General features: G+C 71.9%; 20 protein-coding genes. 6 read left to right on the top strand and 14 right to left on the bottom strand.

What is annotated here, in order from left to right; all coding sequences use genetic code 11:
- Nucleotides 1-36: 36 nt before the first annotated feature.
- Nucleotides 37-1461, bottom strand: a complete 1425-nt coding sequence (locus DB32_RS48955; protein WP_169791741.1) for a cytochrome P450 — start codon at nucleotides 1459-1461, stop codon at nucleotides 37-39.
- Between the two features lie 60 nt (nucleotides 1462-1521).
- Here DB32_RS48955 and DB32_RS48950 point away from each other — a divergent pair, with 60 nt between their 5' ends.
- Nucleotides 1522-2280, top strand: coding sequence for a hypothetical protein (locus tag DB32_RS48950; RefSeq protein WP_169791740.1), 759 nt, complete (start codon nucleotides 1522-1524; stop codon nucleotides 2278-2280).
- Here the strand turns inward: DB32_RS48950 and DB32_RS43095 are convergent.
- The 3 genes from DB32_RS43095 to DB32_RS43085 form a co-directional block, all read right to left on the bottom strand.
- Nucleotides 2262-2861: a hypothetical protein gene (locus tag DB32_RS43095; RefSeq protein WP_053238490.1), complete on the bottom strand. Its 600-nt coding sequence runs from the start codon at nucleotides 2859-2861 to the stop codon at nucleotides 2262-2264. The genes DB32_RS48950 and DB32_RS43095 overlap by 19 nt on opposite strands.
- A gap of 92 nt (nucleotides 2862-2953) precedes the next feature.
- Entirely contained in the window at nucleotides 2954-3940 is a 987-nt protein-coding gene (locus DB32_RS43090; RefSeq protein WP_240481330.1) for a DUF2891 domain-containing protein, read from the bottom strand.
- 16 nt (nucleotides 3941-3956) lie between these two features.
- Entirely contained in the window at nucleotides 3957-4430 is a 474-nt protein-coding gene (locus tag DB32_RS43085; RefSeq protein ID WP_157070378.1) for an ExbD/TolR family protein, read from the bottom strand.
- A 76-nt stretch (nucleotides 4431-4506) separates the two neighbouring features.
- Between DB32_RS43085 and DB32_RS43080 the strand changes: the two genes are divergently transcribed.
- Nucleotides 4507-5190: a TetR/AcrR family transcriptional regulator gene (locus tag DB32_RS43080; RefSeq protein WP_083458426.1), complete on the top strand. Its 684-nt coding sequence runs from the start codon at nucleotides 4507-4509 to the stop codon at nucleotides 5188-5190.
- On the opposite strand, the gene DB32_RS43075 is transcribed toward DB32_RS43080, so the two are convergent.
- The 5 genes from DB32_RS43075 to DB32_RS43055 all read right to left on the bottom strand — a co-directional run bounded on the left by DB32_RS43075 (nucleotide 5172) and on the right by DB32_RS43055 (nucleotide 9805).
- A complete protein-coding gene (locus tag DB32_RS43075) occupies nucleotides 5172-5735 on the bottom strand; it encodes a hypothetical protein (protein ID WP_157070377.1) in 564 nt (187 codons plus the stop codon). The two genes, DB32_RS43080 and DB32_RS43075, sit on opposite strands and share 19 nt — an antisense overlap.
- Nucleotides 5736-5758: 23 nt before the next feature.
- Nucleotides 5759-6829, bottom strand: a complete 1071-nt coding sequence (locus DB32_RS43070) for a Glu/Leu/Phe/Val family dehydrogenase (protein ID WP_053238485.1) — start codon at nucleotides 6827-6829, stop codon at nucleotides 5759-5761.
- A 1-nt stretch (nucleotide 6830) separates the two neighbouring features.
- Nucleotides 6831-8000, bottom strand: coding sequence for an ATP-grasp domain-containing protein (locus tag DB32_RS43065; protein ID WP_053238484.1), 1170 nt, complete (start codon nucleotides 7998-8000; stop codon nucleotides 6831-6833).
- Between the two features lie 111 nt (nucleotides 8001-8111).
- A complete protein-coding gene (locus DB32_RS43060) occupies nucleotides 8112-9161 on the bottom strand; it encodes an alpha/beta hydrolase (RefSeq protein WP_157070376.1) in 1050 nt (349 codons plus the stop codon).
- A gap of 92 nt (nucleotides 9162-9253) precedes the next feature.
- Nucleotides 9254-9805: a tetratricopeptide repeat protein gene (locus tag DB32_RS43055; RefSeq protein WP_053238482.1), complete on the bottom strand. Its 552-nt coding sequence runs from the start codon at nucleotides 9803-9805 to the stop codon at nucleotides 9254-9256.
- 45 nt (nucleotides 9806-9850) lie between these two features.
- Here DB32_RS43055 and DB32_RS43050 point away from each other — a divergent pair, with 45 nt between their 5' ends.
- On the top strand, nucleotides 9851-12580 hold the full coding sequence (locus tag DB32_RS43050; RefSeq protein ID WP_053238481.1) for a M1 family metallopeptidase: 2730 nt from the start codon (nucleotides 9851-9853) through the stop codon (nucleotides 12578-12580).
- 21 nt (nucleotides 12581-12601) lie between these two features.
- On the opposite strand, the gene DB32_RS43045 is transcribed toward DB32_RS43050, so the two are convergent.
- From DB32_RS43045 to DB32_RS43035, 3 genes are all read right to left on the bottom strand, one after another.
- A complete protein-coding gene (locus tag DB32_RS43045; protein WP_053238480.1) occupies nucleotides 12602-13492 on the bottom strand; it encodes a hypothetical protein in 891 nt (296 codons plus the stop codon).
- A 169-nt stretch (nucleotides 13493-13661) separates the two neighbouring features.
- On the bottom strand, nucleotides 13662-14426 hold the full coding sequence (locus DB32_RS43040; protein ID WP_053238479.1) for a hypothetical protein: 765 nt from the start codon (nucleotides 14424-14426) through the stop codon (nucleotides 13662-13664).
- Between the two features lie 205 nt (nucleotides 14427-14631).
- Entirely contained in the window at nucleotides 14632-15087 is a 456-nt protein-coding gene (locus DB32_RS43035; protein ID WP_053238478.1) for a hypothetical protein, read from the bottom strand.
- Nucleotides 15088-15283: 196 nt separating this feature from the next.
- On the opposite strand from DB32_RS43035, the gene DB32_RS43030 reads away from it, so the two are divergent.
- From DB32_RS43030 to DB32_RS43020, 3 genes are all read left to right on the top strand, one after another.
- Nucleotides 15284-16000 (top strand): MerR family transcriptional regulator, encoded by a 717-nt coding sequence (locus tag DB32_RS43030; protein ID WP_053238477.1) that lies wholly within the window; start codon nucleotides 15284-15286, stop codon nucleotides 15998-16000.
- Nucleotides 15997-16890 carry an alpha/beta fold hydrolase gene (locus DB32_RS43025; protein WP_053238476.1) on the top strand — a complete coding sequence of 298 codons (894 nt, stop codon included), beginning with the start codon at nucleotides 15997-15999 and terminating at the stop codon, nucleotides 16888-16890. The genes DB32_RS43030 and DB32_RS43025 overlap by 4 nt, the downstream gene beginning before the upstream one ends.
- Nucleotides 16891-16986: 96 nt before the next feature.
- Nucleotides 16987-18426 (top strand): FAD-dependent monooxygenase, encoded by a 1440-nt coding sequence (locus DB32_RS43020; protein WP_053238475.1) that lies wholly within the window; start codon nucleotides 16987-16989, stop codon nucleotides 18424-18426.
- Nucleotides 18427-18496: 70 nt separating this feature from the next.
- On the opposite strand, the gene DB32_RS43015 is transcribed toward DB32_RS43020, so the two are convergent.
- The gene (locus DB32_RS43015) at nucleotides 18497-19492 is read right to left on the bottom strand and encodes an aminotransferase class I/II-fold pyridoxal phosphate-dependent enzyme (RefSeq protein ID WP_157070375.1); all 996 of its coding nucleotides are present in this window, start codon (nucleotides 19490-19492) and stop codon (nucleotides 18497-18499) included.
- Nucleotides 19489-20490 carry a phytanoyl-CoA dioxygenase family protein gene (locus DB32_RS43010; RefSeq protein ID WP_053238473.1) on the bottom strand — a complete coding sequence of 334 codons (1002 nt, stop codon included), beginning with the start codon at nucleotides 20488-20490 and terminating at the stop codon, nucleotides 19489-19491. Before DB32_RS43010 ends, DB32_RS43015 begins: the two co-directional genes overlap by 4 nt.
- Between the last annotated feature and the right edge of the window lie 52 nt (nucleotides 20491-20542).

Here is a 20542-nt window from a genome sequence, read left to right as displayed (position 1 = left end):
GGGGGGCGGCCCCGGGAGCGTTACGGAAAAAGATCGTCAGTCGATGCGATGCACGGTCGCGCGCACGCCGTGCTTGGGGCGCAGCGTGATGAGCGGCTCGGGGACGATCGGGTGGCCGGGCAGGAGATCGACGCGATAGCGGCGCGCGAGCGTCGCGAGGACGAGCTGTCCCTCCATCATCGCGAAGCCGGCGCCGATGCACATGCGCGGGCCCGCCGCGAACGGGAAGAACTGATGGCGGTGCATCGTCTTCGCGCGCTCGGGGAGCCAGCGATCGGGATCGAAGCCCTCGGGGTCGTCCCAGAACCTCGGGTGACGATGGGTGACCCACTGCGACGTGAACACGATCGTCTTCGCGGGGATGTCGTAGCCGCCGATCTCGACGGGCTCGGCGGGCGAGCGCCCGATGATCCACACCGGCGGATAGAGCCGCATCGACTCGTTCAGCACGCGCCGCGCGAGATCGAGCTTCGGAAGATCGGCCTCGGTCGCGGGACGATCACCGAGCACGTCGCACGCTTCCTCGTGGAGCGCGCGCGCGACCGCGGGGTAGCGCGAGAGCAGCACGAACGTCCACGCGAGCGCGTTCGCGGTGGTCTCGTGCCCCGCCAGGAACATCGTCATGACCTCGTCGCGCAGCTGCTTGTCGTCCATCGCGGCACCGGTCTCGGGGTCGCGCGCCTCGAGCAGCATCTGCAGGAGATCGTCGCGGTGCTCGCGACCGCGTCGCCGCTGCTCGATGATCTCGAGGACGATGCGATCGAGCTCGCGCGTCGCGGCCGCGTACGCTCGGTTGCGCGGCGTGGGCCAGTGCGCGGGCGGCGACCAGAGCGTGTTGATGCGCGTGTTCGCCTCGTGCAGCACCGTGGTGAGCGCGGTGCTCACCGCGTTCGCGCGATCGCTGGGATCGGTCGAGAGCAGCGTCTCTCCGGCGATGCGCAGCGTGAGGCGCATCATCTCCGCGGCGACGTCGATCGGCGTGCCTTCGCGCGCGGGCGCGGCCCAGCGCTGCACGGTGTCCTCGGCGGCGCGCACCATCGCGTCGGCGAAGCCGGCGATGCGCTTCTTGTGGAACGCGGGCTGCGCGATGCGGCGCTGGCGCAGCCAGAACTCGCCGTCCGACGTGACCAGGCCGTTGCCGAGGAACGCGCGCAGCTTCGCGTAGCCGCGCGTCTGCTTGGTGAAGAGCCGGTGTTGATCGACGAGCACCTGCTGCACGTGATCGGGGTGCGCGACGAGGTGCGCCGTGACGTGCGGGAACTCGAAGCGCACGACGTCGCCGGTCTCGAGCGCGACGCGCATCAGGTAGTCGAGACGGTCGGGCCGCACGAGCGGCAGGTGCCCGAGCAGCGGCACGTTGTGCTTGGGGCTCGGCGCGAGGCGCGCACCCGTGGGGTGTCGCGACTGCAGGCCCGGCAGCGAGTAGAGGCCGCGTGCGAGGAGCGTTCGGGGCGCGTTCACGTCGACGACGAGGGTACCACCGAGCGGAAATTCGAGGTGGCCGCGACGACCGGAGAGTCGATGAGCACGACCCCGGACACGACGCTCGAGCTGAAGGTCGCGGTGCTGCGCGCGTCGCTCGGGCCCGCGCTCCAGCTCGCTCGCGCGATGGCGCTGCCGGTGCAGGACCTCCTCGACGTCGTGGAGCTCGAGTACTTCCGCGCGATGCGCGGCGACGGGCTCAGCTTGCGCGCCCTCGCGCCGAGGTTCGGCCGGAGCCTGCGCACGCTCGCGACGCTGAGCCGCCGCGCGCAACGACAGGACGGCGCGATCGCGCGAGGGAGCTTCGCGCTCGAGACGATGCGGCTCGTGTTGCTCGCGCTCTCGCGCCGAGGTCCGCGCAGCGCGAGCGCGATCGCGCGCTCGGTGCGGGGGCGCAGCGCCGAGGAGATCGATCGCGCGCTCGAGGCGCTCTCCGCGCTCGGGCTCGTGGAGCGCGACGGCGAGCGATTCGCGGCGCGCGCCGCGCACTTCCAGCGCATCGACGCGCGACCGGCGCACCGCGTCGAGTCGCTGCGGCACTTCCTCGCGCCGATCGGCGACGTGATCCTGCGACGCTTCCTGCGCGACGAGAGAGGCGGAGAGGCGTTCGCGCGGGTGCTCACGTTCCGCGCGTCGCCCGAGGCGCTCACCGCGCTGCGCGAGAAGCACTACGCCGCGCTTCGCGACGACGTGGTCGCGATCGACGCGAGCGCGGCGGAGGATGCCGGCGTCGCGTCGATCGCGTGGTGCTCGGTCAGCGAGGAGCGGACGGCGCGCGCTCAGGTGCGCACGCAGTAGCCGCCGGCGAGCTCACCGCCCACGAAGAGCTCGGGCTCGCAGACCGTCCCGGACGGGCACGCGCAGGTCGGCACATCGCTGCCGTCGGGCGCGTCGCAGCGACAGGTGCAGAACGCCGGGGCGTCGTCGCGCCCGTCGTCGATGCAGCCGGCGGTCACGCCGGGCGCGTCGACACACTCGTCGTGCAGCGTCTCGAGCAGGACCTCTCTCGGGTGGACGCCGTCGTCGGGCACGTCGCGCTGCGTGCACGCGTCGCCGGTCGTGGTCTCTTCGCGCGGGGTCGTCGGCGTCGCGCCGCAGCGCGCGCCCATCAAGCGGCAGAGCTGCTCGCGCTCGTGCGGCGATTCGGGCAAGCGGTCGACGCACGCAGCGAGATCGCCGAGCGTGATCAGGTGGGGCGCGAACGCCGGGCACGAGAAGCCGCTCTCGATGACGATCGCGGCCTCGTACACGCACGCGTCGCGCTCGCTCGAGCGCACGGCCTCACCGGGACCGCAGGGCGATGTGTCGGGGCTCGCGCACGCAGCGAGCGCGGCGGCGAGAGTGATCGGGAGCACGAGCGACGAGAGACGACGGTGCATTCGGAGGCCTCCTTCGTCAGCTCAGTCGGGAGGCCCCGTCTCCGTTTTCGATTCGCGCTCGCACGCCGTGTGGCAAGCGATTGCAACAGCGCTCAGCGAGTGAGCAGGTAGCACGCGAAGGTGCCGAGCCAGTGGCTGCCCGCGTAGTGCGCTCCGTCGATCGCGGCGAGCGCGACGTCGCGGTGCGCGCTCGAGCACGCGACGTACGCGGCACGTCGCGCGTCGTCGTCGGGGAGCGCACCGGCGATGCGCTCGAGCATCCATGCGCGGCTGAGGTTGAGCCCGTCGAGGTGCGCGAGCCGTCCATCGGTGGGATCGGTCACGCGCGCCGGGACCAAGCGCGCGGGCGCGTCGTCGGGCAGGACGCGCGAGAGCCACGTCGCGAACGTCGCGGGCGCGAGGACGCGCGCCATCAGGTCCGCGCTCCCGAGGCTCGGGCTGAGGAAGTCCTCGCCGCCCGGCTCGAGGTGCAGCGCGTGGTCGCGATCGTCGCCGAAGTAGTCGAGGGCGCGCGCGGTGACGAGCGCCGCGAGCTCGGCGTCGCGGAGCACGCGCGCCGCATCGAGCACGAGGCCGAGCGCGAACGCGGTCTGCGCGTGGGTGCCGACGCGGGTCGGCGTCGAGAGCTTCGGAAGCCAGCGCACGAGGTGCTCGCGCGCGACCGCGGTGAGCGGCGCCAGCGTCGCCGCGAGCGCGCCGTCGAGCTGCGCGAGCTCGGCCTGCAGCGTGAAGAGCCACGCGAGCCCGTAGGGGCGCTCGAACGTGGGGCGATCGCGCAGGTACTCGACCTCTCCGGTGACGCCGGCGGTCGTGAGGCTCGTGTGGAGCGCGGCGCGCGCCGGCGCGGCGAACGGCGCGTCGGGGAAGTGCCGCGACGCGCGCGCGAGCAGCCAGTGCCCGTGCACCGCGGAGTGCCAGTCGTAACAGCCGTAGAAGACCGGCGTCAGCGCGCGCGGCGGACGCGCGTCGGCGTCGTCGCGCAGCACGTGCGCGATCTGATTCGGATACGCGCGGTGCACGCAGCCGAGCGCCATCGCGACGAAGGGCGCGAGGCGCTCGGCGTGTTCGTGAGAGCTCACGATGCGCGAGGCTACGTCATCGCGGCGGCTGATCCGAGAGCGTCACGCCGGTGAACCCTGCCGTGACCGCGGTGTCGACGGCGGCGATCACGTGCTCGTACGTGACGCCGTCGTCGGGCGCGACGACGAGATCGTCGTGATCGGGCGCGGCGAGCTGGCGCTCCGCGAGCCGCGCGTGCAGTCCCTCGAGATCGTACCCACCGCTGCCGCTCGGGATCTCGACCTGCTCGCCCGCGGTCGAGCCCAGCGTGAACCCGCTCGCGCGGATCTGGAGGTACACGACGATGCGATCGACCGCCGGCGCGTCCATCGCGCTGCCCGCCGCGGCGCGTTGATCCACGTCGAGCCGGCCGAGCCGGCTCCAGACCGCGGTCACGAGCAAGAACATGATGCAGCACAGCAAGAGATCGATCGTCGGCATCAACGACACCTCCGCGTCGACGCTCTTCCGGTTGCCGTGCCCTCCACCACCCACGCTGATTCCACCCACGAGACGCTCCTCCGCTGATTTTCGTACTGCGTAAGAAAACGCCGCGCGGGGAAAGTTCCCGGGTATTCTCCGGGCGATGCGTCGAGAGCCCCGAGCGCCCGGTCGGCCGGCGCGCCTGTCGATCGAGGTGATCGTCGATCGCGCGTGCGAGCTGGTCCGCGAGCACGGGCTCGATGCGCTCACGATGCGCGCGATCGCCGAGGCGCTCGAGGCGACGCCGATGGCGATCTACCACCACGTGAAGGACCGCGACGCGCTGGTGCACCTCGTCGTCGATCGCGTGGTCGCGCGCATCGAGCTGCCGGAGCGCACGCTCGCGCCGGTGCCCTGGCTGCGCGAGGTCGCGCACCGCACGCGCTGCGTCGGGCTCGAGCACCCCGGCGTGATGGACGTGCTGCTCGACGAAGGTCCTGCGGTGCCGAGCGCGCTGCGCATCCTCGACGCGACGGTCGCCACGCTGCACGACGCCGGGCTCGGATGGGCCGCGGCGACCGACGTGCACAACACGTTCTTCTCGTGGCTCGCCGGCGCGATCCGGCGCGAGGATCGATGGCGCAGACAGCACGTGGAAGGTCCGCCGCCCTTCGTCGCGCTCGCGGAGACGATGCCGTCACGCGAGCTGCCCGCGCTGCGGCGCGCCCTCCCGCGCCTGCGCGCGATCGATCTCGACGCGATGTTCGCGACCTCGCTCGAGCTCGTGCTCGCGGGCGTGGAGCACCAGCTCGAGCGGCCGCGCGGGCGTCAGGACGCGCGACGATAGGGCAGCGAGAAGCGCACCGGTGCGGGCAGGCTGCTCGACTGCACCACGACGCTCAGCGTCATCGTGCGACCGTCCTCGCCGAGGCGGAACGTGTTCCAGCGCCGGCCGCGCTCGGTCGTGAAGACCTGCTCGAGCGCGCCCTCGCGGAAGTGGTGCACCACGCGCACGCGATCCTCGCTCGTGCTCGCGGTGGGCGCGGCCTCGGGGTGGCCCGGCGCGGTCTCGTAGCGACGCTCGTCGAGGTGCACGCGGATGCGCTGCGGGCTCGAGCTGATGACCACGCGCGCGATGATCGGCGTGCGCTCGCGCAGCGCCGACGCGGCCATTCCGTCGGCGATCGGCGGCATGCCGTCGGTGGCGGTCTCGATCGCACGATCGAGGCGCTGCCGCGCCTGGTCCTCGGAGACTGCGAGCACCCACTCGCCGTCGAGCGTCGGCGGCGTCGACGGCGCGGTGGTCGGCTGCGCCTGCGCGCTCGCGAGGAGCGCGATCGCGAGCGAGCTCGCGCCGAGGGCGGTGAGGAAGACGTGGGCTCGGAGCTTCATGCGCTTGTCGTCTCGTTCGAAGGTCAACGGTTCGCGATCTGCTCGCGCGCGATCTCGATCGCGGCGGCGTAGGGGTGGACGTTCTTCTCCTGCGCGCGCTTCATCACGCGCTGCACGTTGCGACCGATCAAGTCGCCCACCAGGCCGTGCGCGGTGCTCTCGTCGAGGCCCTGGAGCGCGCAGATCGTCGCGAGCACGCCGCCCGCGTTGGCGACGAAGTCGGGGATCGCGACGACGCCGCGCGCGTGGAGCGCCTCGAGCGTGCCCTCGGCGTACGGGACGTTCGATCCCGGCACGACGAGCGACGCCTCGATCGCGTCGACGTTCCCGCGATGGATCGCGTCGGGCCGCGCGCCGGGGACGAGCACGTCGCACTTCACCGCGAAGAGCGCCTCGCGGGGCTGCACCGTGACGCCCGGCGCGCGCTCGAGCGCGGCTTCGCCCTGCTGCTCGCGCACCGCGACGAGGCGCTCGACGTCGAGGCCGTCGTTCGAGGTGAGCGCGGCGCGCACCGTCGACACCGCGACCACCTTCGCGCCTTCGCGCACGAAGAAGCGTGCGGCCGCGGTGCCCACCTTGCCGAACCCTTCGATCGCGACGCGCGCGCCCTCGAGCGATCGTCCCGCGAGCTGCGCCGCGCTCTTCGCCGCGGCGACCACGCCGTAGCCGGTGAGCTGCTCGTCGAGGTGGAGGTCGGCGCTGCTCGCGAAGTCGGTCGCGGTCGTGCCCATGTCGGGCCCGGGCACGAACACGCCGGCGTCGATCAGCGGCTTCGCGGCCTCGAGGAACGCGCGCACCACGTCGGCGCGCGCCGGGTCGCTCGGATCGAAGCGGATCCCGGCTTTCGCGCCGCCGACCGGCATCGAGAGCAGCGCGTACTTGTACGTCATCGCGCGCGCGAGGCGCGCGATCTCGGCGATCGTGACGTCGGGCGTCATGCGCACGCCGCCGCCCGCGGGCCCACCGGTGATCGAGTCCACCACCACGACCGCGTGGAGGCGCGCCCCGGGATCGTGGAGCACCACCACGCGGCGCGGGCCGAGGTCGTCGAAGGGCACCCCGGGTACGTCGAACGTCGTCTCGCTCGCGCTCATCTCAGCTCCTCCGCGTTCCGTCCCAGAGCACGTCGAAGAACTGCGCCGCGACCAGATCGCTCACGTCACGACCACGTCGCGCGAGGTGCCGCCGGTACGCGCGCACCTGTCCGTACGAGAGAAGCGAATAGAGCGCCGGCATCGCGTCGCCGGGCGCCGCGTACACGTCCTCGATGCCCGAGAAGAGCACCGCGAGGTCGGTCGGGATCTCGCGCCAGTTGCGCACCATGTCGCGCATGATCGCGACCGCGATCTGGCGCTTCACGCCGGGCGGCACGATGCGCGGGCCCTTGCCGTTCACCCGGCCGAGCACGGCGTCGCAGAGATCCTCCGCGCCCATCATGAACACACCCGCGGTCGGGCGCGGGTTGCACTCGAGGAGCACGAGCCCGCGCGACGTGCGCATGAAGTCGAACGAGAGCTGCCCGTGGTACTTCAGCGCCTCGGCGTAGCGGCGCGCGAGCGCGAGCGACTCGGGCTCGTCGATCGACTCGAAGAGGATCCCGCCCGCGTGCTCGATCGTCTTCGGGTGCTCGTACGCGCAGTGCGCGACGATGCGCCCGTGCTGCGCGACGCTGAAGCTGCACACGTCCGTGCCGTGCACGAACTCCTGCACGATCCAGGGCTGCAGCGGCGTCGGGTGACACGCATCGATCGGCACGCGCCCCGCGAGCGGACCGCTGTTGGTCAGCAGCGTCACGCCGCCGCGCGAGTACGCGGCGCGCGCGATGTACTCGGGCAGCTCGTCGATCGCGCGGCGCAGCTCGCGCGGGCTGCGCACGACGATCGTGCGCGGCACCGGCATCCCGAGCGAGCGCGAGAGCTCGACGAAGCGATGCTTGTCGTGCAGGCGCGCGAGCGTCTCGAGCGACGGGCAGAAGATCGGCGCAGGGATGCGCGCGCGGTGCTCCGCGAGATAGAGCGCCTCTTCGAACGCCGGCACGACGAGATCGACGCCGCGCGAGCGCACGATCTCCGCGACGTCGTCGACGTAGCGCGCGGTCTCGAACGTCGGTGACGCGGTCACGAAGCTCTCGGCGACGTACCGCGAGTGACTGCCCGGCGCGGTCGCGAACGTGTCGGCCGCGTACACGGTGTGGCCCTGCTCGCCGAAGTGACGGATCTCGCAGAGCGCGTGCGGGAAGCGTGAGCTCGTGACGAGGACCTTCATCCACGCACTGTGAGTGCAGCGCACGTGCCCACCGCACGAGAGCGCTCGATCACGGATTTCACGAGATCGTGCGCCGCGATGCGGGGCGATGTGCCGCGATCGACGTGAGCGTCAGGCGCGCATGCCGCGCGCGAGCGCGTCGATCGCACGATCGATGGCGCGCCGCGACGTGTGCAGGATGCCGCCCAGCGAGAAGAAGCCGTGCACCAGCGACTCCTCGCACTGGAGATCGACGTGCACGCCCGCTGCTTCGAGCTTGCGCGCGTAGCGCTCGCCCTCGTCGCGCAGCGGATCGAACCCCGCGGTGACGACGTGCGCGCGCGGCGCGCCGCGCACGCAGGGCGCGTGCAGCACCGAGGCCATCGGGTCCGCCGCCGACACCGCGCATCCGCCGAGGTAGTTCTCGCGGAAGAACATCATCGCGTCGGCCTCGTGGAGGAAGCCCTCGGCGAAGAGGCGATACGACTCGGTGTCGTGCGCCCAGTCGGTCACCGGGTACACGAGGAGCTGGAAGCACGGGCGAGGATCGCGACCGCGCTCGTGCCACGCGACCACCGCCGCGAGGTTGCCGCCCGCGCTGTCGCCCGCGACCGCGACGCGATGACGATCGCCGCCGAGCTCGTGCGCGTGCTCCGCGGTCCAGCGGAACGCGGCGAGCGCGTCCTCGACCGCCGCCGGGAAGCGGTGCTCGGGCGCGAGGCGGTACTCGACCGCGACCACGATGCAGTCGGCGCGGCGCGCGATGCGGCTGCAGAGGCCGTCGTGCGAGCGCAGGCTGCCGATGCAGAAGCCGCCGCCGTGGAAGTAGACGACGATGGGGCGCGGCGTCGCGGTGGGCGGGCCGGGCTCGTACACGCGCACCGGGATCGAGTGGCCGACGCCGGGGATCTCGACGTCGCGCTCGTGCACGCGATGCAGCGCACATCGCGCGAAGTCGGCGAGCGGCGCGCGATGATCCATCTCGTGGCGCAGGTGCGCGAGCGGGCGCGAGCTCGTCTTCGGGCGCTGGGCCGCGACGCCGCGCAGGAACGCGCCGACGCCGAGATCGAGCTCGTGACCGCGATCGTTGCGCGGGAGCTCGCCGAGCATCGAGCGCAGGAGCGGCTCGGGCGACGCGAGGACGGCGCGCAGAGCGCTGCGGGCGAACGTGCGGTACGGCATCGCGAGCACGAGCACCTAACGCACGGCGCGAGCGCTCGGTAGCTGCCTGATCGTCGAGCGTGGCGCGATGTCCCGCGCGCCACACCCGGTGCTCAACGCGGCGTCGCCGCCGCGGCGCGCTCGCGGATGCGCTGCGCCACTTCCGCGCTGGTGCGATCGAGCTCGGTGATCGCGTCGATGGCGCTCATGCGCGCGCGGCCCACCGCGGGCGACGCGATCGCGGCCGCGCCGTCGGCGAACCTGACGTATTCCTGCCACGCGACGCGCGCGTCGGCGCGGCGATCGGGCATGCGCTCGAGCGTCGATGCGACGCCGTGCAGGGCGCGCGCGGTCCAGCGCGCATCGTTCGCGGCGCGCGCGACCTCGAGGCACGCTTGGTAGCCCTGCAGCGCGGCCGCGAGATCGCCGTCGATGCGCTCGACCTCCGCGATGTGGCAGACCGCTTCCGGCCGCGCGGGCTGGAGCTGCGCGGCTTGTCGGAACGCGGTGATCGCCGAGCCGCGATCGCCCGCGCTCATCGCGACGATGCCGCGCCCGACGTGACCGAGGTACTCGGCCGACGCGGGTGGAGCCTGCGCCTCGACGCGCGAGGCGACGACCAGCGAGGCCGCGAGGACGATCACAGCGAGCGCGACGCGATGCATGGCCGGCGATGGTAGCCGATCGAGCCGCTCTGCTATATGGCCGCCATGCGGCGATTCGCTCTCGTTTCTCTCGCTCTCTCGCTGGCGGCATGCGGTTCGTCGCCGAGCACGACAACGACGACCACCGAAGGATCCACCGCGAGCGGCGGTGAGATCGGCGAGGCGGTCTCCATCGAGCGCGCACCCTCGCGACTGCCCGAGACGGTCGCGCCGACGCGCTACACGCTCACGCTCTCGATCACCCCCGCGCAGGATCGCTTCTCGGGCGAAGCGGACATCGACGTGCGCGTCACCGAGCGCACGAGCGCCATTTGGATCCACGGCCAGAGCCTCGACGTGACCGACGCTCACGCGATCGTCGGTGGCGAGGCGATCGCCGCGCGCTGGGAGCAGGTCGACGCGGAAGAAGGCGTCGCGCGCATCGTGCTCGAGCGCGCGATCGAGCCCGGCGAGGCGCGGCTGCACTTCGCGTGGACCGCGCCCTTCGATCAGACGCTCGAGGGGCTCTACCGCGTGCGCGTCGGCGAGGACGCGTACGCGTTCACGCAGTTCGAGGCGCTCGCGGCGCGCAAGGCGTTCCCGAGCTTCGACGAGCCGCGCTTCAAGACGCCGTACGACGTGACGCTCGTCGTGCCCGCGGGACAGGGCGCGTTCGCGAACAGCCGCGAGCTCGAGAGCAGCGAGGAGAACGGCGTGCGCCGCGTGCGCTTCGCACCGACCGAGCCGCTGCCGACGTACCTCGTCGCGTGGGCGGTCGGTCCGCTCGACGTGGTCGAGGCGACGATCCCGGCGAACGCGGTGCGCGCGCAGCCGCTCGCGCTGCGAGGCCTCGCGGTGCGCGGTCGCGGCGGGGATCTCGCGTTCGCGATGCAGCACACGCCGCGCATCCTCGCGGCGCTCGAGGGCTACTTCGGGACTCCGTATCCGTTCGACAAGCTCGACATCGTCGCCGTGCCCGACTTCTCGGCGGGCGCGATGGAGAACGCGGGCCTCGTCACGTTCCGCGACAACCTGCTCCTCTTGAGCGCGGACGCGCCGATCGCGCAGCGCCGCGGGTTCGCGTTCGTGATGGCGCACGAGCTCGCGCACCAGTGGTTCGGCAACCTCGTCACGATGGCGTGGTGGGACGACCTCTGGCTGAACGAGGCGTTCGCGACGTGGATGGAGACCGCGATCGTGCGCGAGGTCTTCCCCGAGATGCGCGCCGAGGTCGGCGAGCTCACGACCGCGTTCGAGGCGTTCGACGCGGACTCGCTCGCGAGCGCGCGCCAGATCCGCAATCCGATCGAGACGAGCCACGACATCCACAACGCGTTCGACTCGATCACCTACAGCAAGGGCGCGAGCGTGCTCGCGATGTTCGAGCACTGGCTCGGGCGCGAGACGTTCCAGCGCGGCGTGCGCCGGTATCTGAGCGAGCACGCGCGCGGCAATGCGCGCGGCGAGGACCTGATGCGCGCGCTGAGCGAAGAGGCGCAGCGGGACGTCGCGGCGCCGCTCACGACGTTCCTCGCGCAGCCTGGCGTGCCCCTGATCGAGGCGCGCGTCGAGTGCGAGGGCGAGCCGCGTCTCGCGCTCACGCAGCGTCGTTATCTCCCGGTCGGCTCGAGCGCGACCGCGGAGGCGACGTGGCAGGTACCGGTCTGCGCGAAGTACCGCGCGGGCGGGCAGGTGCGCGAGACGTGCACGCTGCTCACCGAGGCGCAGGGCTCGATGGCGCTCGAGGGCGGCGCGTGTCCCGAGTGGGTGCACCCGAACGCCGGCGGCACGGGCTATTACCGCTGGACGCTGCCCGACGATCAGCTCGCGCGCCTTCGCACGCCGCAGGCGCAGCGCGCGCTCGACACCCGTGATCTGCTCTCGATCGCCGACAGCGTGCGCGCCGGGTTCGCGTCGGGCCGTGTGAGCTTCGAGAGCGCCGCGCGCGCGCTCGAGCCGTTCGCGGAGAGCACCGATCGTCACGTCGCGACCGCGCCGATCGAGCTCCTGCAGTACGCGCACGATCACCTGCTCGAGACCGACGCGCAGCGCGACGCGTTCCGCGCGTACGCGGCGCGCCTCTATCGCAACCAGCTGCGTCGCCTCGGCTGGGGCCCGCGCGGTCGCGCCACGGAGGACGGCGAGGTCCGCTTGCTGCGCGCGGCGATCCTCTCGTTCCTCGCGATCACCGCGAAGGATCCCGCGGTGCGGCGCGACGCGCAGACGCGCGGGCTCGCGTTCGTCGAGGGCGGCACGGTGCACCAGGACGCCGTGCCGAGCGATCTCGTGAGCGTCGCGCTCGTGGTCGCGGCGCAGGAGGGCGGCGAGGAGCTCTTCGCGCGTTTCGAGCAGATCTTCGCGGGCTCGCAGGACGCCATGACGCGCTCGCAGCTGCTCGGCGCGATGGCGAGCGTCGACGACGCGGCGCTGCGGAGCCGTGCGATCGCGCTGACGCTCGATCCCCGGCTGCGCATCAACGAGGTGTTCCGCCCGCTGATGGGCCAGATGAGCGATCGCGACGGGCGCGAGCCGGGCTGGGCGTGGATCCAGGCGAACTACGACGCGATGGCGCAGCGCATGGGCCCGGCGTACGCGGGCTATCTGCCGTACGCGACGAGCGGCTTCTGCAGCGCGGAGCGCGCGAACGAGGTGCGCTCGTTCTTCGCGCCGCGCATGGAAGCGACGCAGGGCGGGCCGCGCAACCTGGAGAGCGCGGTCGAGTCGATCTCGCTGTGCGCAGCGCGCGCGGACGCGCAGCGCCAGAGCGCGCAGCAGTTCTTCTCGTCGGCGCGGTGAGGTGCGACGGGCGGGGGCGTGTCACATCGCGCCCTCGCCCGCTTCCTCGTGCAGCTCGACGCGACGCCTCACCGGATCGATCGTCAGCCACGCGCCGAGCCGACCGAGCGCGCGGAATCCACCCTCGCCGGTCTCGAGCGAGTCGACCGCGCCGAGCGCCGACTCCATCGCCCACACCTCGAGCGAAGGGCCGATCACGTACAGCCCGCCGCCTCGGAGCGGTTCGTCCGCAGCGATCGGAACCGGCAGCGAGACCCGCGTGCCGACGCGACCCTCGACCGGCAACGCAGCGATCGCGATCGCGGTGAAGCGACCGTCGTCGGCACACGCGAGCATGACGCTACCGCGGCCGGGGGTCGCGACGGGTCGCCACAGACGCTCGCCGTTCGGGAGCACGCGCACCGTGTCGTCGACGTGCGCCACCACGGTTCGCGCTCGTGCGCACACCCGCTGGGTGCCTTCGGGCGTGAGATCGGTGAGCGCGCCCGTCGCGACGTCGACGAGCCGGTAGCTGCTCGCGCTCACGACACCGACGCGCCCATCATCGTGCACCTGCAAGCGCACCTCGACGTCGCTGACTGGGAGCACGCTCGTCCATGCGAGCGCGCCGTCGGCGAGGCGGTGGGCGATCACGCGCAGCGGGCTCTCGACGACCTCGAGAAGATGCTCGCCGCTGAGCACGTACGAGAGGACGCTCGCGTCGTGGTGCGTGGCCACGATCTGCGTGCCCCGCGCATGATCGATCACGAACACGCCGCAGCTGGAGCGCTCGGTCGTCCAGCGCTCGACGGTGAGGTAGTCGTCGAACACGCGACCGTTCGTGACCTCAACGGCGCGCGGGAGCGTCGTCTCCCACCGGCTCGCGCGCGTCGCCGCATCGGTCGCGCGGACCGCGTAGCGGTCGTCGCCCATCCAAAAGGCGAGCTCGACGAGGTCGTACTCGATCCCGCGCCGGCGTGCTCGATGACGCGCACCGGGCGGCGTTCGCGCGGGATCTCGCGTGCCGCGACGAGCGCCGTCGCGACCGACATCGCGATCACGACGACGCTCCCGAGGCCCACCGCGATCCGACGCGGCGCCTTCACGCGATCCACACGTCGTCGTTCGCGAACGTGCCCCGCATCACGCGCCGGCGCACTTCGCCTGCCCGGACCACGCCGCGCGAGCTCTCCTCCATCTGTGCGCTCGCGTGCACGTATCCGCGCTCGTCGCGCTCCGTGCCGCGCTCGCCCTGCCAGTAGAGCTCGTGGTCGAACTCCGCCTGTTCGTGCACCTCGCCGTCGTGGACGTGCACCGTCGGGAAGAAGGTCCGCGCTGCATCTCGCGTGGGAAACCGGAACGCCATCGGGTGCACGCGGTGGTCGCCCTTCTTCAGCGTGAACACCGCGAACCCCCAGTCCTCGTAGCGCGGCAGCGCGCGCCACACCGCCTCGGGCATGCGGAAGCGTGCATCGAGGCGCACGAAATCGCGGATGCTCGGGACGTACGACGCGTCGAACGCGCCCACCGAGCACACCTTCAGCGTCGGCAACGGCGCGGCGAACCGCGCCACCGGCGCGCCCTTCGACTGGGGCGCCATCACCACGAAGCACATCGCGAGCTGGTCGAAGATCGCGGGGGCGCCGCTCAGGTCGACGAACTCGACGGCGTCCTCGCGTGCGCCGTGCGCGACGGGGATCGGCAGCACCATCGCGAGCTCCTGCTTGCTTCGGAGGTGCATCGAGTACGCGAGGGTCTGCGTCGCTCCGTCGCAGCGCGCGAAGATGCGCGTGCCCGAGACCTTCACCGGCTGCGCGAAGAGCGACGCGAAGAGGCCCGCCGGGCGACGCGCCGAGAACATGCACATGCGTGCATCTTAGCGGCGCGGCGCGAGCCGCACGTGCGGCGGGTGCTCGGCGCTGGCGTCGACGTGGGCGCGCACGTCGCCGTCCGTGCGAGCACCATCGGTGCGCGCAGGTACGCAGGCGCCGCGTCGAGCTCGTACCGCAGCACGCCGACGTCGCGGCGGCGGGCGTCATCGTCTGACGCGCGCCGCCGCGACGCCGAATCGATCACGCCGTCGCGATCGCGCGGCGCGACGCCTCGGCGCTCGCCGCGGGCTGCGCCGTCGGCTTCGCGTCGAGCGCGAGCACGTCGCGGAACGCGTTGCGGTACGCGAACGCGAGCCCGACCTCGAGCGCGAGGATGAACAGCACCATCCCCATCCCGTCGGGCGCGAGCACTGCGTGGAAGAACACGATGTTCACCACGATCGGCGCCAGCAGCACGAGCGCCAGCGGGACGAACCGGTTCGCGAGCAAGAGCACGCCCGCGACGACCTCGGTGCCCTTGATCAGCGGGAACATGTAGCCGGCAGCCGCGAGACCACCGAGGAACGCACCGGCCTCGAGCGGAGGCGGAGGCTGCGGGATGAACTGCAGGAAGCCGTTGAGCCCGAACACGAAGAAGAGCAGGCCGAGCACGATGCGTGCGGCGTGCGGGGCGTAGCGGCGGATGCGATCGCTCATGGGGAAACCCTCCTGACGCGAGCGAACCTGCGGCGTGCCGGGCGAGCTCGGGAGAGGGCACCGACGCGACTCATCGTTGCAGAGCGCGCAACGATGAGCGCTCCTGGATGCGGACGACCCCCCTGTTCGGAACGATCGGAGCGCGCTCATTCCGCCTTGAAGCTGACGCGACGTCAGCTCGTATCGTCCCCTCCTCATGACGAAGCGCGCGACGAGCGGACGCCGCTGGCGCATCGGCGAGCTCGCGGATGCGACGGGCCTCACCGTGCGCGCCCTCCGCCACTACGAGCACGTGGGGCTGCTCCGGCCGCGATCACGCACCGCCGGACGCCAGCGCCTCTACGACGAGGACGACGTCCGCCGCATCTATCGCATCTGCGCGCTGCGCGACATCGGGCTCCCGCTCACGACGATCGCTCGCATGCTCGACCGCGATCGCGCCGCGCTCGGCGACGTGCTGCGCGCCCACCGCGCCCGCGTCGACGCGGAGATCGCGCGGCTCGAGAGCCTGCGCGCGATGCTCGATCTCGTCGGCGCGAAGGACGCGATCGACCCCGACGTGATGCTCGCGACGATCGAGGCGACCTCGCGCGTGCTCCGCCGGAGCGACGCGCGCCGCAGAGAGGGCAGCGCGCCGAAGGACGTCGAGGCGCGATGGCGCGCGCTCGGTCGAGAGCTCCGCGCGTGCATGAACGCGGGCGAGCCGCCCTCCGCGCCGGCGCCGCGCGCCATCGCGCGCGAGGCCCGCGCGCGCATCGTCGACTTCGCGGGAGGCGACCCCGCGACCCTCGAAGCGCTCGCGCACTTGCGGCGGTTCGCGCCGCCGAAGGACCTCGCAGGGTGGGATCCCCCGCTCATGCGTTACCTCGACGAGGCGCTCACCGCGCTCGGCGAGACGGAGGAGAGAGCATGAACACCGAGCGAATCGCGAAGAACGTCGGACCGGCGCGCATCGACATCGCCTGGCAGTCGCACGGCGATCCGGCGCACCCGACCGTGCTGCTGGTGATGGGGCTCGCCAACCAGCTCGTGCACTGGCCGATCGGGTTCCTCGAAGCGCTCGTCGCGCGCGGGCTCCACGTGGTGCGCTTCGACAACCGCGACGCCGGTCGCTCCACGCACATGGTCGACGCGCCGCCGCCCGATCTGCCGGCCGCGCTGAAGGGCGATCTCTCGTCCGCGTCGTACACGCTCTCCGACATGGCGGCGGACGCCATCGGGCTTCTCGATGCGCTCGGCATCGACGCCGCGCACGTCGTCGGCGCGTCGATGGGCGGCGCGATCGCGCAGACGATCGCGATCGAGCATCCGTCGCGCGTGCGCTCGCTCGCGTCGATGATGTTCACGACCGGCGATCCGTCGGTCGGACAGGTGCATCCCGAGACCGCGAAGGCGCTCTTCGGCGCGGGCCTTCCGCAGACGCGCGACGCGTACGTCGCCGCCGCGGTGCGGCGCTACGAGATCGTCGGATCGCCTGCATTTCCCGTCGATCCTGCGGCGATCGCGGAGATGGCCGCGCTCGCGTTCGAGCGTGATCACGACGAGCTCTCGATCGCACGCCAGGCGGTCGCGACGGTCGCGTCGGGTGATCGCACCGAGCGGCTGCGCGCGCTGCGCGTGCCGACGCTCGTCGTGCACGGGCTCGCGGACACGCTGTGCGATCCGAGCGGCGGTCGCGCGACCGCCGCGGCGATCCCGGGCGCCGAGCTCGTGATGATCGAGGGCATGGGCCACAACCTGCCGCCCGGCCTCTGGGAGCGCATCGCCGATCATCTCGTCGCGAACATCGGGCGCGCGAGCTGACGCGCCGTTCGCGACGGGAGCGTTCTCCCAGCTCCGGTTTATGCCAGAGAGGGGGGCTTGCGGGAAGCCCCCTCGGAGGCCGCAGGGTCCCCCGCCATGACGAACCATGCAGTGGTGATCGCGGGTGGTGGACCGACCGGGCTCACGTTGGCGGCGGAGCTCGCGCTGGCGCGCGTCGACGTCGCGATCGTCGAGCGCCGCCTCACGCAGGACCTCGCCGGCGCGCGTGCCGGCGGTCTGCACGCGCGCACGATCGAGCTCTTCGATCAGCGCGGGATCGCGGAGCGCTTCCTCTCGCGAGGACGGGTCATGCAGGTGGCCGGCTTCGCGCTGATCCCGCTCGACATCAGCGACTTCCCGACGCGCCATCACTACGGCCTCGCGCTCTGGCAGGAGGGCATCGAGCGCGTGCTCGCCGAGTGGGTGCTCGAGCTGGGCATCCCGACGTACCGCGGGCTCGACGTCGCGGGCTTCGCGCAGGACGACGACGGCGTCGACGTCGCGCTGAGCGATGGTCGATCGCTCCGCGCGCAGTACCTCGTCGGGTGCGACGGCGGTCGCAGCGTGATCCGCAAGGAGGCCGGCATCGACTTCCCCGGGTGGGACGCGTCGACGAGCTTCCTGATCGCCGAGGTGTCGACCGGCGCGGAGCCGCCGTGGGGTGTCCGCCACGACGACAAGGGCATCCACGGCTTCGCGAAGCTCGAGGACGGGCCGCGCGCGCGCATCCTCTCGAGCGAGCAGCCCGTGCGCCGCGGCGAGCCGACGCTCGACGATCTCCGCGAGTCGCTCGTCGCGGTCTACGGCACCGACTTCGACGTGCACGACGCGACGTACCTCTCGCGGTTCAGCGACGCGACCCGTCAGGCCGCGTCGTACCGCGCGGGACGCGTGCTCCTCGCGGGCGACGCGGCCCACGTGCACTCGCCGGCGGGCGGGCAAGGGCTCAACCTCGGCGTGCACGACGCCGTGAACCTCGGCTGGAAGCTCGCTCGGGTGGTCCACGGCACGTCGCCGCAGAGCCTGCTCGACACCTACCAAGCCGAGCGCCACCCGATCACCGCGCGCGTGCTCCGCGCCACGATGGCGATGACCGCGCTCAACCGCGGCGACGAGCGCACGAGGGCGCTGCACGAGTCGGTCGCCGAGCTGCTCCGGATGGACGAGCCGCGGAAGCGCTACGCCGCGATGATGTCGGGGCTCGACGTCCGCTACGAGCTCGGAGACGGCCACCCGCTGCTCGGACGGCGCATGCCCGACCTCGAGGTGATCACCGAGCGCGGCCCGCAGCGCGTGTTCACGCTGCTCCACCGCGCACGCCCGGTGCTGCTCGATCTCGGTGGTGGGCTCGAGCTCGCGTCGGATCGGGTGGAGCGCGTCGTGGCGCGGTACGAGGGCGCGTGGGAGCTCCCGGTGCTCGGCGCGGTCGCGGCCCCGAGCGCGGTGTTGATCCGGCCCGACGGCTACGTCGCGTGGGTCGGTGAGGGGACGGACGCGGGGCTGCGCGAGGCGCTGACGAAGTGGTTCGGCGCCTGATCGGCTGAGCACGAGGCACGCGAGAGCCACCCCTCTCGCGTGCCCTGCGCTCGAGGTCACGCGCGCAGCGTCATCCCGGCTTGCCGAAGACGCGCCGCGCCAGACGGCGCAGATAAGAGCCGGCCGCGCCGAGGTACGCGCTGATGCAGACCCGCCGCCGCACGCCCGGCGGCAGCACGGGCTTCTCGAACCGCGGGTCCTCGAGGATCGTGTCGAAGCGCCGATCGTCGTCGTGGAGGTTCGCGAGCATCACGCAGCGGCTCGGGATCACGTCGAGCTGCGCGCAGACGCGCCGTTGCGCATCGCGATACGCCGACGGCATGAAGTCGGCGGAGAACTGGCGCATCAGCGTGAGCCCGACGTACGCGCCGACGCGGTTGTAGTAGCTCGCCTGCGTCTGGATCTCTTCGAGGTACGGCAGCGTCCGCTTCGAGAAGAGGATGCCAATCCGGAACGACTGCACGGCGAATGCCTTGCTCAGGCTGAAGCTCACCATCTCGATCGCCGGATGGCCGTAGTCGAATCGCGTGCCGTGACACGTGCCGAAGTACGCGGCGTCGATCATCACCGGAACGCCGAGCTCGCTGCATCGGTCGAGCAACGCGCGATATCCCGGCGGCACCGACCCGTCGGCGTAGAACGGAGTCGACATGACGAGCGCGTCGTTCGGGCGGAGCTCGTCCGCCTCCACGTGCGCCCAGTCCGGCACCGAGAGGCGCACGTAGGGATACTCACCCTGCAGCGTCCGGAACCGACGGTCTTTGTGCTCGTAGAAGAAGATGTCGTAGGCCTGCGTGACCCCGTTCACGAAGTACCGCGCGGAAAACGCATCGAGGCCGGTGACAGGCGTGGCTCGGCACGCGCGGATCCACTCGGCGTACGTGGAGAGGAACTCCTCCCTCAGGCTCCTCGGCGCGGCCTGCTCGAGCAGCCGCTTCATCGAGATCGAGTCCACGGCGCGCGCGATGCGCCGATCCACGATCGGTCCGGTGCCGCGGCCCGCGCGCGACAGGTCCGCGGTGGGTCGGAACGCCGAGCGCAGCACTCGAGTCGGAATCGCGCTCACGTCAGCTCCGAGGGTGCGAAGGACGCTTGCACCGCGGCAGTCACCATCGGAGACCGCGGCGCGCGGACCGGCAGCGGCATTCGCGCGAACACCCGCTGTGACTCCGGTCGTGCAGAGACCATCTCCGGACGCCGCTGCACCGATCGCGACGCAGTCGTCGGGAGCAGCTCCTGGTACTTCCAGAGACACGCACGCTGGCGGTCCGTCAGCGGCTCGTCGACGAACGGAATCCCGGGCTCGAAGCTGTAGCTCCGGCACAGCCGCTCGTCGGTCGGGTGGCGCGACGTGTAGCAGAACGATGCGAGCTTCCGCGCGCTGAGCGGGATCTTGCCGCGGTGGAAGAGCTTCGCGACCGCGCCGAAGACGACCGTGCCAGTCGGGCCCTTCGCGCGGCGCCATCTCCACTCCGGCACGACACGCCTCATCTGCTCGTCGTCGATCCGCTCGACGCCGTGGAAGTCGCGATACGACGGGCTCGAGTGGCGCGGCACGTACTCGAATGGACCGCTCTCGTCGTCGACGACGTCGTTCAGATAGACGAGCACGCGGATCACGTCGAGGTCCTCGGCGTCCCGGTGCCACAGGCGCGTGCCGACCGCCTTGCCGTCCACGAGCTCCTTGCGGATGCAGACACCGTGGTACGCGACGTCGAGACCGATGCAGCGCTCGACGATGTCGAGCAGCGACTCGTCGAGCCCCCACATGAAGAACTCGGGGAGCTGCGTCGCGATCGTCGATGGATTGATCGGAACGCAGTGCTCGAATCCTTCTCCGTACTCGAGCGTGCGTGAAGCCCTCGCGTCCAGCCGATCGAGGTGCTGACGAGCTCTCGGCATCGCGTCGAGCAGCGCGCGATTCGACGCGAACGGCAGCTCTTCGAGCGGCACCGCCGCGACGCCCTCGCGCCGGAGCTCTGCGACGATGTGCCGGCCGATCGAGGAGAGCGGCGGTCGCCGCCGCAGGTGCCGGACCTGGCTCGCTCGATAGCGCACCTGCACGGCGGCTTCACGCGTCTTCTTGACGAGCTTTCGACTCAGGCCCTTCCACCTG

It is taken from the genome of Sandaracinus amylolyticus (assembly GCF_000737325.1).
GTDB classification, from domain to species: Bacteria; Myxococcota_A; Polyangia; order Polyangiales; family Sandaracinaceae; genus Sandaracinus; species Sandaracinus amylolyticus.
The sequence above is the reverse complement of the archived record's forward strand: the minus strand, read 5'-3'. Positions and strand labels throughout refer to the sequence as shown.